Raw genomic sequence first — 14,040 nt, forward strand, 5'->3', positions numbered from 1 at the left:
ACAACTGATAACTGTTTAATAGTGTGTCACTTAAGACTCCATTCTTAAACAGGGATTAAAATATGCAAGACGGTTATAGCTTTGAAATGGGACTCGTAGTTGTTACGAGCGATCGCGTTGGTGTGATGGGATTTATCCGCTATTTTTAGGAGTGAACAACCAAAGCTGATGGAACCAGATTCAACAGGGCAAAGTTCATCTGGAAAATTTTCCGATCGCCACCAAAGTGGGCGATCTTCAGGTAGTTCCCAGACATCTTCTATTAAATCTCGCTACAAACCCCTCTACTTTCGGTTCTGGTTTTGGTTGCTTGTGGGTTTTGGCGGCGGGCTAGCAGCATTGAGTAGTGTTTGGTTATCTATAGAGAGTAGTCTACCACCTGCTGATGAGTTATCCGCTACCGTGCGGAGTCAAACGCTGACGATCGCGGCTGGGGATGGCACAATTTTACAGCAGCAAGGTCCAGCAACTAGAGAACCGTTGAAAATAGGGCAAATTCCCAAGCCTCTAGTTCAAGCTTTTATTGCTTCGGAAGACAGGCGCTTTTATCAACATCGCGGTTTCGATCGCCAGGGAATTGTCAGGGCAGTCTGGGCAAATTTGCGCTCTGCTAATTTAGTAGAAGGTGGTAGTACCATTACGCAACAACTGGCACGAATTCTTTTTTTAAACCAAGAGCGCAGTCTGTGGCGCAAGCTCAAAGAGATTCGTCTAGCGATGAAACTTGAAGAGAATTTGAGCAAAGACCAAATTTTAGAGCGTTATCTCAACTCAGTTTATTTGGGACAAGGGGCTTATGGGGTAGCAGACGCGGCTTGGGTTTATTTCAGCAAGTCAGTTAATCAGCTTACACTCTCTGAGATGGCGACAATTGCTGGACTAGCACCAGCACCCAATTTTTATTCTCCTACAGTGAATAAATCGGCAGCAATTGGGCGGCGCAACTTAGTATTGCAGCGGATGCAGGAGGATGGAGTCATTACTGCATCTGAGGCGATGGCAGCGAAAAATGCACCTTTAACAGTAAAAACAAGTTCTCCCAAACGGCTTCAAGCTAAAGCTTCCTACTTTACTACCTACATTCAACGAGAACTACCCAAATACGTTCCTGCGGATGTCCTTAAAGCAGGCGGGCTGACTGTAGAAACTAGCCTCAATCCTAAATGGCAGCAAGCAGCGGAAGCAGTTGTGTTAAAAACTGTAACCGAGAATGGAAAATGGCAAAGATTCGAGCAAGCCGCACTAGTAGCGATCGATCCTCGTAACGGCGAAGTGAGGGCAATGGTGGGGGGAACGGATTTCGGAAAACACCAGTTCAATCGCGCTACCCAAGCCCAAAGACAACCAGGATCGACATTCAAAGGATTTGTCTATACAGCTGCGATCGCTAGCGGTCTTTCTCCTTACAAACAATACCTCGACTCTCCCTTTAAAGTCGATGGTTACGAACCGAAAAACTTCAGCGAAAGGTTTCGGGGCGAAATGTCGATGCGGGATGCCCTCGCTGCTTCAATTAACGTAGTGGCAGTCAAGGTATTAATGGATGTAGGCTTCGATCCTACAATTAAACTCGCCCAATCGATGGGAATTAAATCGCCCTTAATCCCTGCCTATTCCCTAGCTTTAGGTTCGGCAGAAGTCAATTTGTTGGAATTGAGCAGCGCCTATGGTTCTTTAGCGACCGGGGGAATGCATACAGCAGCTCATGGCATCCGGCGAATTCGCGATCGCAGCGGTAATATTATCTACGATGCTAAGTTTACATCTCAGCGCGTTTTAGACCCAGATAGTGCGGCGATCGCCACTTGGATGTTAAGAAATGTCATCACTGCTGGAACTGGCGGTGCGGCAGCTTTGGCAGATCGTTCTGTCGCAGGTAAAACTGGTACATCAGACAAAGCTCGCGATTTATGGTTCGTCGGCTACATTCCCCAACTCGTTACCGGAGTTTGGTTAGGAAACGATAACAATCAACCCACAGCAGGTAGTAGCAGCACGGCAGCCTATGCCTGGAATCGGTTTATGGTGCAAGCCGTGGAAGGCATGGAAGTAGAGAAATTTGCTGCTTTACCCAACTTAGACAACCGCAAACCTAGTATTAAACGACAGCCAGTTAAACCCAGAAGAATATCGATTGGCAAAATCACCGACCAAAATAGCGAAGGTGGTTCTCTACGCCAAGGCGAAAACTCAGAAAATTACCAACCTACCCGCAGAAGACGCAGACGCGATCGACAAAGCCAAGAACTGCGTCACAGTCGCTGGCGATCGCGCTTGCAGCGTCAAACCCCCGCTGCCGACCCACAACGCTACAATCGACTCATGGATCGCTTGCGTCAAAATCGCATTCCTCGCCAACCAAGCCTATTTCCAAGCCAAGAAACCCCGACAGATCGGGAGTAGAGAGTCGGGAGTCGGGTTAAGAGAGCTGGGGGAGCTGGGGAGGCTGAGGGAGAAAAGAACCAATCAACTACCAACTACCACTCTTCACTGATAACTGATAACTGATAACCGATAACTGACGTTTAAGGAATTTGTAAGAGTCCAAAAAAACATGACGAGCTAGACTGAAGGGGAACTCTCCTTGGAAAGTGCAGAGCTTAGCGTAGAATCTTATGGCACAGCAAAGCTTTGGTGTGATTGGACTAGCGGTGATGGGTGAAAACCTTGCCCTAAATGTCGAGCGTAATGGTTTTCCCATCGCAGTTTACAATCGTACTCCCGAAAAAACCGATGCATTCATGGCGGAACGGGCGCAGGGCAAAAACGCCGTCGCTACCTACTCCTTAGAAGAATTTGTCAATGCCCTAGAACGCCCCCGCAAGATTTTGATCATGGTCAAAGCTGGTGCGCCAGTGGATGCCGTAATTCAGCAGCTCAAACCCTTGTTGGATGAAGGCGACATTATCATTGATGGCGGTAACTCGCTATATGAGGATACGGCACGACGCACCCGCGAATTAGAACCGGAAGGCTTCCGCTTCATCGGTATGGGTGTAAGCGGTGGCGAAGAAGGGGCATTGAATGGTCCTAGCTTAATGCCTGGGGGAACGAAAAGTTCCTACGAATATTTGTCACCGATTTTTAATAAAATTGCCGCTCAAGTAGAAGATGGTCCCTGTGTGACTTATATCGGTCCTGGGGGCGCGGGTCACTACGTCAAAATGGTTCACAATGGTATTGAGTACGGCGATATGCAGTTGATTGCCGAAGCCTATAGCCTTCTCAAAGATGGTTTGGGCTTGGATAATCGGCAACTGCACGAAATTTTTACCGAGTGGAATACTACTGACGAACTCAATTCCTACCTGATTGAGATTACCGCAGATATTTTCCGCTATATCGACCCCGACACTAAGAATCACTTGGTCGATATGATTCTCGATTCTGCCGGACAAAAAGGTACAGGGCGCTGGACGGTGCAAAGTGCTTTGGAGTTTGGGGTGTGTATTCCTACAATTACGGCAGCGGTAAACGCGCGCATTATGTCCTCGTACAAGCAAGAACGGGTAGCTGCATCCCAAATGCTACCTGGTCCTACAGGAACGTATCAGGGTGATGCGAAGGCATTCGTCAATATGGTGCGCGATGCATTGTATTGTTCTAAAATCTGCTCTTACGCTCAAGGAATGGCACTGTTGGCAACAGCTTCCAAAGAGTATGCTTACGACCTGAATTTGAGCGAAATGGCGCGAATTTGGAAAGGTGGCTGTATTATTCGCGCTGGATTTTTAGGTAAGATTCAGAGTGCTTTCATTGAAAATCCGAACTTACCCAACTTGCTATTGGCTCCAGAGTTTAAACAAACAATCCTCGATCGCCAAGATGCATGGCGGGAAGTTTTAGCAGCGGCGGCGAAACTCGGCATTCCCGTACCTGCGTTTAGTGCGTCGTTAGATTATTTTGACAGCTATCGACGCGATCGCTTGCCCCAAAACCTGACGCAAGCTCAACGCGACTATTTCGGCGCTCACACTTACGAACGTACTGACAAAGAAGGCTTCTTCCATACTGAGTGGACGAAGTTCTCCGAGGAATCGGTACAAACTTCTACCCCAGAACCGCTACAAGCGGATCAACCAACTACACCTCAACCAACAGGCAGCCGTTAGGAAAGATAAAGGGTGCGTTATCAACGCACCCTACAAGTATTTACTTAAAAACCAATCCTGATTTGCACGGAATTACGACGTGGATAGTAATATCGTCCGTGCTTGTAGCGGCGATGGTTTCTTCGACCATATCTGTATGGATCGTAAAAGCGATCGTACCCATACCAATCAGGACGATAAAGTCGATAGCGCGAACGGCGATGCCAATCGCGTCTGTAGCGTCGATGATAGTCGCGGTCGCGCCATCCAGAGGGAACGACAATAATTCCAGCGCGATCGCCGATCGTTACGCCAAAATCTACGTCAGTTTCGGCTTTAGCGGGTGCTGCGGTGCAGATTGTCAGTAATGCAGTCAGTGCGAGAATTTCAGCTTTCATTGCCACTCACCTCGAAAACCAGCGAGGATGAGAACGCGATTCAATTTATACTCTCAGTTTATCAGTTATCAGTTATCAGTTATCAGTGGTTAGTGGCTGGTGGCTAGAAAAGAGTCTAGTCACTAATCACCAGCCACCAACCACTCGCGATCGACCGTCAAGCGTCAACACATCCGTGTAGCGAGCGCGTTTACCGTCAACCGTCAACTGTCAACCAACAACGCTCGACCAAATATACAATAGATAAAATCTATCTTAGGGAAGATATAATGTATGTCCCTTGCTGCTGAGTTAGATGCGACTGAAGAAATTACTGTTATTAAAGTCAGGGGTGCGATCGCCCATGCAGTAGCGGGACGGTTGCGGGTGCGCTTGCTTCAACCAATTGAAGACATAGCTTATGCTCAATTGGAGCAACAAATTATGTCTTTGACATGTGTTGAAAGTGTCAGAGTCAATACTACAGTAGGATGTTTGACTATTACTTATGAGGTAAGTCAGTTTCCTGGTGCTGCTATTCCACCTGTGGAGTTACTAGCAGCGATCGCGCAGGTAAGCAGTCTACAAATCGATTTAGATACAAATACATCAAATAGTATTAATTTCGATCGCCAGCCCGACCCAGCTCAAATACAATTGAGAACATTCGGTGCAGCCTTGGTTGGTGGAGCGGTAGGAGATATGTTTGGCGGCGCTGTCGGTGCTACAGCGGGAGCAATCTTCATGGGACCCGCAGGCGCTATTTTAGGCGGTCAGATTGGTGTTTTTGTGGGTAGCATTATTGGCGCTCAAATTGGCGCTGAAACCGTGCAACAGGTTGACCAGTTTGTTTGGTTAGCTGATACTCAAGGAACTAAACTAACAGCAGAGCAAATTGCCCAAACTCTGCAAAAGAGAACCAGCGAAAAAATTGGCGAAACTACCGGACAAATTTTTGGCGCAGTTGCGGGGAAGGTGGTTTTAGGACCAACGGGAGCAATTTTTGGTTCAATTGTCGGTGGTGCTATTGGCGCTCAGCTAGGAGAAGACACGGCAAGTTCTGCAACTCTCCAGAAATCGCCAGCAACGACTCAGCAATGGTTGGTTAATACAACTCAAAAGTTTGTGGGTGAAACTGCCACAGCAACGGTAGGTGGGGCTGTTGGCAAGATAATACTTGGTTCTCCAGGGCAACAGATGGGTTTGCAGTTGGGCAAGCGGATTTCTAAAATAGTTGACTGGAATGCTACGACACACCAAGTTGTAAATATTACACCTACGCCACAGTTATCGGTAGAAAATCCTCAGAGCGATCGCTAACCCTGCTAGTTTTGTAAATTCAGCAGTAAGATTGGGGAGTCGATCGACTTTTTGACTGTGCTGGGCATTCTGATAGTTCTCCTATCTTCCTTTGTCTTATCGTTCCATAACATCACCGTTCGAGTTCTATTTGCAGAGCATCTCGTTCTCGGTTTATTTCTCTTGGGTGGATACGTCAAACCCGATTTGCCTAACTCGTTCTTACTGATGTTCATGCGAATGCTGCTGGTGGTTCCACTCATGGCATTTCTCGCACCCAAGTTGTACCCGTCTGCATGGAAAGAATGTATAAACTTATTTAACCGCGATCGCCGCGATGTTTTGGTGCAGGCATTTGGCTGTGGAGTATTGATGTTTGTCTATGTTGCTACGCTCTACGTTGCCATTGGTTTGATTCCAACTGGCATCGCCATGACGCTATTTTTCACCTATCCCATATTTACGGCACTACTAGCTTGGCAGTTTTTTGGCGATCGCCCGACGTTGTTTCGCTGGATCGTCATGGGCATCATTTTAGTAGGTAGCGCCTTGACCATTCCTCAATCTACACCGACTCAGAATAATTATGCAATTGCGATCGGTATTCTTGCCAGCGTCGGCTCTGGAGTCGTATATGCTCTTTATACGGTAATTGCTCAAAAATGTTTTGAAAAACTGCATCCAATTCCCTTCACTTGGATTAGTTTTGCTACCACACTACTGCTTTCTGGCGTGAGCTTGCTATTCTGGCAACTTCCCTATAACAATCTTGCCTGGACACCTCTATGGATTGGCGGGATATTTTCAGGATTAGTAAGTTTTCTCGGACACATTTTGAATAATATTGGTATTCGCGCGATTGGCGCAACAGCAGCCTCGATAATTGGCTCTAGTAGTCCGGCATTGACGGCATTAGTTGCTTGGATCGTAATTCACGAAACCTTAAATGCAATTCAGATTTTAGGTATTGGGATTGTTACTTTAGGTATTGCTTTACTGAGTGGAGAACGAGCTGTAATTAAGCGATCGCATCACCCTAATTGAAGCTCAAACATTATCAAAACTGTCAATAACCGAAAACCCTTCTGAATCTAATGTTCGATTGCCCAATCGCAGAGAAAAGAGCGTTTGCATTCCCGCCACATCAGCAGCTTTTAGTTCTGCTGTTACATCTGAAATAAAGAGAATTTGCCTTGGTAATATACCGATTGCCTGGGCAATTTTGCGATAACTTTCTGCTTCTTTTTTTGAGCCAGTTTCAGTATCGAAATAACCGCTCAAATACTGAGTTAAATCGCCTGCTTCAGAATATTGAAATAGCAATTTTTGTGCTTGAACGCTACCTGACGAAAAGATATATAATCGTTTACCTTCGCGAGTCCAACGTTCAAATGCAAGTTTAACATCAGGAAAAAGTTGCGATCGCAGAGTTCCATCTCGATAACCGCTTTCCCAAATTTTCCCTTGTAACGATTTGAGTCCAGTAGATTTGCGATCGCTTGCAATTAGGTAATGAATGTATGGTATGGCGGCGGTTGCCGAGTCATCTACCCATGCAGGTACAGTCAACCCCTGAGTAACATCGGCTGCGTACTCTTGCTGCAATCGTTTTAGATCTGCTTGTACTCCGCTGTCGCGATCGTGAGTTTGTAGAAATGATTCTACCTGCTTTTGAGCAAAGGGAAACAACACGCCGAAAACGTAATCAATCGGTGTCGTAGTGCCTTCAATGTCAAGTAAGATAATATCTGCACGAGCAGAATAGCGATCGGGCATAGTTACGCAAGACTCGTTATATGCATCAACGCGATCCAGTATACATACATGGAATAGAGATATGGCAGTCCTACCTAATTCATGAAACTCAAGCTTTTTTAGCTACTCCCTGCTATATTTGCTGACACACCCTTTTCGTTACAATGAGAATACCTGTTGCAATACTCCTCTATGAGTCAACCTGCTGCATCGATCAACATCAAACTCATTGACTCTCTGGCTCAAATTATCCTTTCCCTCACCGACGAGGAGCGCCAACTTCTAGCGCAAAAAATTCAACATTCACCGTTGTCTGATGAGGAGCATCAACATAAAAAAGAAGCTTTACAACGAGATATTACTTTGGGTGTGGAACAACTCAAAAACGGCGACTACACCGAGTATAATGATTCCTCACTACCCAACCTATTTGAAAATATCAAGAGACGTGGTAAGCAAAGACTTGGGCAGGAGCCAGCTCAGTGAATCGCTTCCGTCTTTCACAACAGGCAGAACAAGACTTGGAAGATATCTGGGCTTATCTAGCACAACAGGATGAACTTCTAGCGGACAAACAGATTGCCCAAATATTAGACCGATTTCCTATGTTGTCTCAATTTTCCAATATGGGTAAACAGCGTAACAATTTACTCCCTGGACTTCGGAGCTTTCCCGTTCAGCCCTACATCGTTTTTTATACTAAAATTGCGGATGGCATCGAAATTGTTAGAGTCTTGCACCAATCTAGAGATATTGACAGCCAGTTTTCGTAATTCGGCGATCGCATTAGTAGAGCGAGCAGCGCCTTCTACATTAATTGAATCAGTAACTTACTATAGGAGTGCGAATACCAGCCAGAGAAAAGTATGGTTGTTAAACATCAAGCCACTATTCCACGCTTAATTGAAGGTAGTATCGAGCAGTTACGAAAAAAAGGATTTCCTGAATGTAACACCGATGAAGAAATAGCAATGGCGATGAGAATTAGCGTCGAAAAACTGCGTTTTTTGGCTGGCGATCGCAACCTATCTTCTAATTCACTTTATTCCCGCTTCCAAATTTTCAAAAAAACAGGTGAAGCAAGAACGATTTCTGCACCAACACCTGAATTGAAAGCTGCTCAAAGATGGATTTTAAAGCAGATTCTAGAAAAAATAGAAATTCATGATGCAGCACATGGCTTTTGTCGCGATCGCTCTATTGTTACTAATGCTAGTCCTCATGTAGGTAAAGATGTAATAGTCAAGCTAGATCTACAAAACTTTTTTCAGTCAATTTTATATAAGCGTGTTAAAGAATTATTTTGCAGTTTTGGTTATTCTGAAACAGCGGCAACAATCTTTAGTTTAATTTGCACTGTCACAAAAATAGATATCAATGGAAAAAATAGCTGTAACGATATAGAAAAACGTCACTTACCTCAAGGTTCGCCAACTAGTCCTGCTATTTCAAATCTTGTGTGCGATCGCCTCGATACGCATTTAACTAAACTTGCTCATAATTTTGGATTTTGCTATACACGGTACGCCGACGATTTAACTTTTTCTAGTTTTGAGAAAACATCACGTCAAGTGAATAATTTAATTCATGGAAGCAAGTTAATCATTACTGAAGAAGGCTTTACAGTTAATCCTGATAAAATAAAAGTTTTGAGTAAATCCGTACAACAAGAAATAACAGGTATTATTGTCAATCAACAATTAAATTTATCTAGAAAAACGCTGAAAGCTTTTCGAGCCACTTTATATCAAATCGAACAAGAAGGTTTGTCGGGCAAAAAATGGGGTAATTCAAATAATTTAATTGCCGCAATTACTGGATTTGCCAACTATGTAGCAATGGTTAACCCCAGTAAAGGTGCAGAATTTCTAGCGTCAGTAGAACGGATTAAACAGAAATGCGATCGCTCCTAAGTTGTTAATAAAATATACGATTTGGGTAATTTCTCGCTTGCTACTCGCAGTTATTGTGTTAAATTTATACCGAGGTAGTCGTAAAGTTACAAAGCTGTAGTACGGGTTCTGCATACCCGACTGGTACGCTGACTCATAGTATAAGCGTATACCGCAAAGTACTTTAGCTATTTCACTGTTTGATTAGCTCAGTTGGTAAGAGCGCCTGCTGTATGCGGGATGTCGCAGGTTCAAATCCTGTATCAAACCCCCGAAAGTTAGCTCATTTGGTTAGAGCAATCGGTGTATCGCCGATTGGTAGCAGGTTCGATTCCTGTACTTTCTCCAAAATCCCCTCGTCCTGGGTACGGACACCTTGTTAGGGACAAGGCGGCTTCGCAAGAAGCAGTTAGCAGTGGGTTTTTCCCAATCAGCACTTAGTAGTGGGTTTTGCCTGGTACTAAATCAGTTGAGTTCGTGAATTACTCTGTCATGCAGGTGTTTTATTGCAGTCAAGGAGCCAGCGCAAATGTAATTCTCTCTAACTTGAGTATGTCCCTTCGTTTTCCCAATCCGTTTCTCTACGGAGACTCTGGAACTGGCAAACCGAACGGCGTATTTGAGCGTTGTTGACTTTGGTTGAATTACCTTCGGGTAGTTCTGGCAAGGTTACAGCAATCTTAATCCAGTTTTAGAGAATCTTTTGCCCGCACCGAGACTGTTAAACCCTGTATTGGCAGAGTAAAAAATATTTTTGTATTACATGTAGTATACTGAGGGTATTCTGCCAAGGGGTGTAAGCTCCTGGTTAGTAGCTAAAGCTGCCAAAAAGACGAATGTTCTTATCTAATCTTCTCCGACGGGTACAGTTGCCCAAATTATCTATTCAAATTTCTATGTGGAAAACCTTTTACATCAAACCTAACGAAATCGGAATTTTATATCACCGCAGCGATTTTAAAAAGATTTTGCAGCCAGGGACTTATACTTATTTTGGTCGCCATTGGCAAGTCAAAACTTATGACTTGAACCAACCAGAAACCAAAATAGAAAACTTAGAATTGTTACTCAGAACTCACGAAGCCGAGTTACAAGAGCATCTATTAATTATCAGAACAGCATTTAACCAAGCTGCTTTAGTACGCTGCGGTCAAAATTGGATAAGCGTCGCGCCAAATCAACTACGTGCTTTTTGGCGTGGATTTATTGAGGTAGAATCTCATATTTTCAATTTAGAAGAAAGTTTAGAACTCCCCGCCGAATTTGTCCAACAAATACGCAGCATAGCCTTAAACGGATTAAAAAAATTCCAAATTTCAGAATACGAAATTGGCTTGCTATACGTTCAAAATAACTTTGTTCGACCTCTCGAACAAGGGGAATATGCTTTTTGGACTGTAAATCGGGATGTTGCAGTCAGAACTCTCAGCCGAATCGTACCTAACCCAGACTTTCCCCTAGAAGACGTATTAATTGAAAAACATCCTGAGTTTGTCTCAGCTTACTGTGAAATCGTACAATTACAAGATCGACAAGTAGCAATTGTGCGGTATTTGGGTAAAGTTGTTGCTATTTTGTCACCCACAAGCCGCAAGTTGTTTTGGCAAGGTGTAGAAGTGGAAATTATTGATATTAGTAACGATGCCAAATTATCACCTAATTTAGTAGCAGAATTGCTAGCAGGGTCTAAAGACGTTTTATTACTGAGTCACAATAGTTTGCACGTTCGCGAAGTACCCGCGCAACATGTTGGTTTATTATATATAAATCAAGAATTTCAAGCGTTATTAGAGCCAGGAATTCATGCTTGGTGGTTATATGGACGCTCGTTTCAAACTGAAGTGATTGACATGCGTTTGCAAAATATCGAGGTATCTGGTCAAGATATTCTGTCGAAGGATAAAGTTCCTTTACGCTTGAATTTAACTGCTGGTTTTCGCATCCAAGATCCACTGAGAGCAAAAAATGGCTTGTCAGATATTTCTAGTTTCTTGTACAAAGAATTACAGTTTGCTTTACGTGCAGCAGTTGGTGAACAAACTTTGGATGCACTATTAGAAAATAAAGGTGCGATCGATCGCAGTGTTGCTGAATACATTCGCAGCAAAACCGTAGACTATGGAATTGAAGTTGATTCTGTCGGGGTGAAAGATATAATTTTACCTGGCGAGATTAAGACAATTTTGAGTAAAGTTGTAGAAGCAGAAAAAGCTGCTCAAGCAAACGTAGTTAGACGTAGAGAAGAAACCGCAGCTACCCGCAGCATGTTAAATACTGCAAAAGTGATGGAAGATAATCCTGTTGCTTTACGCTTGAAAGAATTGGAGGTATTAGAACGAATCGCTGAAAAGATCGATCGCATTCAAGTTAATGGTAGTTTAGATAGTATTTTGACCGAATTAATTCAGATTAATCGGCAATAGCCATATTGTTGTGGGTATTGTAGGGGCGGGTTCACCAAACATCTCCACACACATACGAGGAACTCCATAAACCCGCCCCCACTCGATCGATAATCGATCGCCAGAATTAATAATAAAATTTAGCAATTTTTTGGGCGATCGCACCCCATTTAGAATTTTGCGTCACAGCCGCCCAATAAGCAAACCCGCGAATTGCCATATTGTAGTCAACTGCTTTTACCTTACCAGTCCGTCCGGTTTCCTGCCCCGCAGTCCGAGTATTGCCCTTCGTACTAATTTCTCCTGAAGCTAAAACTCTAGTTTGCTGCCATGCCAAAGCTTTCTCAATCGCTGTTTTGACTTTTGGCGTGAGGGGATCGTCTGGAAAGTAAGTTACCCACCGCTGAGCATATACTACACCAACCATTTGATAACTACTGTCATGCCCGCCTTTTTCTGGATTAACGCCATTTGGACGCTGTAAAGCTAAGCCTTCTTGGAGTGACTGACGGGCATATTTCATCAACTCTGCATCCCCAGTTAATTTACTTGTCAACCCCAAGGCTACTGCAACTGCATATCGGCGATGAGTATAAGGTTGGTTCCGCTTCATTCCCTGTTTCCAGACATTTTGAGAAATCATCCAACGGGCAGCACGTCTAACCAAAGGCTTGTAACGCGATACTTGTGCTGCATACTTGTTGGCATGGGGAGATTGCTGAATGACTAGGAGAGTGTGAGAAACTGCTTGTACGAAGAACGAAGTACTGTGGAAAGGATCGCCTGTTCCCTTAAAACTGCCGTCCGCAGCTTGTTGTTTGAATCCCCAGTCAAACATTTTGAATCCCGCTTGGATAGCTTTAGGATCGTTGCTGACTAACCCACCGATCGTTAATCCTTCGCCATAGCGTTGCGCTTCAATATACCATTTATTTGTCCGGTGGCGTTCCCAGTCGATGTTGGCACTATGCGCGCCATTCGGTGATATTGCATTATATGACTTAGAAAGGCGACGATAGAGATAATTGCTAATGAGATTGGATGACTCGTAGCTAAAATCTGTACGTTTTTTGTTTGTTTGAGTCAGGGAAGTTGAAATCGGGCGTTTAGCAACATCAAATTGAGATATGCGATCGCGTGTATCTGCAACAATTAATGGAGAGGCGATCGCATTTTTTCCGATTGGTGCTGAGAATAGTAATAGAGTCGCCATTAATAAACTGCGTACTTTCACTTCCTACTCCCTACTTATTGCCTTGTCTAACTTGCTGAAAGCCTGTAGAATCCAACAGTAAAACAACTGCTCCAGGTAAACTTAACATCCAACCCAAGACTGTGATTGTGAGAGAAAGTAATAAAGCTTGTTCTACTGAAAGACCAATCCGACTAAATAAATAAGCCCATAATCCTTCTTTCAGTCCAATCCCACCTAGAGATATGGGTAGTAAAGTCACTACTACAATAATTGGAATAAAAACTAAGAGTTCCAAATAAGAAATTGGAATTTTTAACTGATGGGCAACTAAGTAATGATAGTAAACTATAGCTAACTGTAGTAATAGTGACAGCCCCATTGATAACAATAAAGCTTGGCGATGTTGGGCAAATGTGCGTAAGAGAATTTGAATTTTTGCAAACCGAGCCGCTACGTTACTTAAACGAAATTTAATCAGCCAAGGCTCTGCCCAAATTAATAACTTTGGACTTGCTATCAGTAAAACTGCTCCGACTAGCGAACCAACACAAGCTGCAAATAAGAGCAGAATATCCCAGCGTCCAATCAATTTAAAAGCAGGAACTAAACCGACGACTGCTAATCCAGAAAGAGCAGCGAGTCCGGTAAATCTTTCTAGAAAAACAGATACAAGTGCTACCTCTGAATCTTTAGTCGATTGCGCGACTCGATAAACTCGATAGACATCTCCGCCGAGTGCGCCTGGTAGGAAAATATTTAAAAACATTCCAGCAAAATAACTGCCGAGTAAATTGCTCATGGGTGCAGAATGTCCGCTAGACCATAAAACAACTTGCCAACGCCAACAACTTAATAATTGACAGCCCGTGTAGAATAGCAAAGCAAAGATAATAAAAGATGGAGATAGGTACTGAAATTGTACCCAGACTTGATAAAAGTCCATCCGAGTTAATACTAAAGATAGTACTCCTGCGCTAACAGTGACTTTGATTAGAAATATTGGTTTTATCTTCACTTAGTTACCTCAAA

At 43.7% G+C, this 14,040-nt stretch carries 13 protein-coding genes and 2 tRNA genes; 11 read left to right on the forward strand and 4 right to left on the reverse strand.

Going from position 1 to position 14,040, the window contains the following annotated elements; genetic code table 11:
• Window positions 1–168 precede the first annotated feature (168 nt).
• Window positions 169–2,403 (forward strand): transglycosylase domain-containing protein, encoded by a 2,235-nt coding sequence (locus tag QH73_RS01855; protein ID WP_052289955.1) that lies wholly within the window; start codon window positions 169–171, stop codon window positions 2,401–2,403.
• 212 nt (window positions 2,404–2,615) lie between these two features.
• On the forward strand, window positions 2,616–4,112 hold the full coding sequence (gene gnd, locus QH73_RS01860) for an NADP-dependent phosphogluconate dehydrogenase (protein WP_039715010.1): 1,497 nt from the start codon (window positions 2,616–2,618) through the stop codon (window positions 4,110–4,112).
• 44 nt (window positions 4,113–4,156) lie between these two features.
• On the opposite strand, the gene QH73_RS01865 is transcribed toward gnd, so the two are convergent.
• Window positions 4,157–4,489, reverse strand: coding sequence for a hypothetical protein (locus tag QH73_RS01865; RefSeq protein WP_132866481.1), 333 nt, complete (start codon window positions 4,487–4,489; stop codon window positions 4,157–4,159).
• A 273-nt stretch (window positions 4,490–4,762) separates the two neighbouring features.
• Between QH73_RS01865 and QH73_RS01870 the strand changes: the two genes are divergently transcribed.
• Window positions 4,763–5,788, forward strand: coding sequence for a hypothetical protein (locus QH73_RS01870; RefSeq protein WP_052289956.1), 1,026 nt, complete (start codon window positions 4,763–4,765; stop codon window positions 5,786–5,788).
• 57 nt (window positions 5,789–5,845) lie between these two features.
• Complete coding sequence (locus tag QH73_RS01875; protein ID WP_039717318.1) at window positions 5,846–6,811, forward strand: DMT family transporter; 966 nt, start codon at window positions 5,846–5,848, stop codon at window positions 6,809–6,811.
• A 3-nt stretch (window positions 6,812–6,814) separates the two neighbouring features.
• Here the strand turns inward: QH73_RS01875 and mtnC are convergent, their stop codons facing one another.
• Entirely contained in the window at window positions 6,815–7,543 is a 729-nt protein-coding gene (mtnC, locus tag QH73_RS01880) for an acireductone synthase (protein WP_039715012.1), read from the reverse strand.
• A 171-nt stretch (window positions 7,544–7,714) separates the two neighbouring features.
• On the opposite strand from mtnC, the gene QH73_RS01885 reads away from it, so the two are divergent.
• From QH73_RS01885 to QH73_RS01915, 7 genes are all read left to right on the forward strand, one after another.
• The gene (locus tag QH73_RS01885) at window positions 7,715–8,008 is read left to right on the forward strand and encodes a hypothetical protein (RefSeq protein WP_039715013.1); all 294 of its coding nucleotides are present in this window, start codon (window positions 7,715–7,717) and stop codon (window positions 8,006–8,008) included.
• Complete coding sequence (locus tag QH73_RS01890) at window positions 8,005–8,295, forward strand: type II toxin-antitoxin system RelE/ParE family toxin (RefSeq protein ID WP_039715014.1); 291 nt, start codon at window positions 8,005–8,007, stop codon at window positions 8,293–8,295. Before QH73_RS01885 ends, QH73_RS01890 begins: the two co-directional genes overlap by 4 nt.
• 93 nt (window positions 8,296–8,388) lie before the next feature.
• Entirely contained in the window at window positions 8,389–9,435 is a 1,047-nt protein-coding gene (locus QH73_RS01895; RefSeq protein ID WP_039715015.1) for a reverse transcriptase family protein, read from the forward strand.
• 177 nt (window positions 9,436–9,612) lie between these two features.
• Window positions 9,613–9,684, forward strand: a tRNA-Tyr gene (locus QH73_RS01900).
• 2 nt (window positions 9,685–9,686) lie between these two features.
• Window positions 9,687–9,760: transfer RNA gene (locus tag QH73_RS01905), tRNA-Ile, on the forward strand.
• A gap of 131 nt (window positions 9,761–9,891) precedes the next feature.
• The gene (locus tag QH73_RS01910; RefSeq protein WP_165587600.1) at window positions 9,892–10,047 is read left to right on the forward strand and encodes a hypothetical protein; all 156 of its coding nucleotides are present in this window, start codon (window positions 9,892–9,894) and stop codon (window positions 10,045–10,047) included.
• 263 nt (window positions 10,048–10,310) lie between these two features.
• The gene (locus QH73_RS01915; RefSeq protein WP_039715016.1) at window positions 10,311–11,837 is read left to right on the forward strand and encodes a slipin family protein; all 1,527 of its coding nucleotides are present in this window, start codon (window positions 10,311–10,313) and stop codon (window positions 11,835–11,837) included.
• 106 nt (window positions 11,838–11,943) lie between these two features.
• On the opposite strand, the gene QH73_RS01920 is transcribed toward QH73_RS01915, so the two are convergent.
• Both QH73_RS01920 and QH73_RS01925 read right to left on the reverse strand, forming a co-directional pair.
• Window positions 11,944–13,050: a hypothetical protein gene (locus QH73_RS01920; RefSeq protein ID WP_039715017.1), complete on the reverse strand. Its 1,107-nt coding sequence runs from the start codon at window positions 13,048–13,050 to the stop codon at window positions 11,944–11,946.
• A gap of 10 nt (window positions 13,051–13,060) precedes the next feature.
• Window positions 13,061–14,026 (reverse strand): lysylphosphatidylglycerol synthase transmembrane domain-containing protein, encoded by a 966-nt coding sequence (locus QH73_RS01925; RefSeq protein ID WP_039715018.1) that lies wholly within the window; start codon window positions 14,024–14,026, stop codon window positions 13,061–13,063.
• Window positions 14,027–14,040 lie beyond the last annotated feature (14 nt).

It is taken from the genome of Scytonema millei VB511283, assembly GCF_000817735.3.
Classification (GTDB): domain Bacteria; phylum Cyanobacteriota; class Cyanobacteriia; order Cyanobacteriales; family Chroococcidiopsidaceae; genus Chroococcidiopsis; species Chroococcidiopsis millei_B.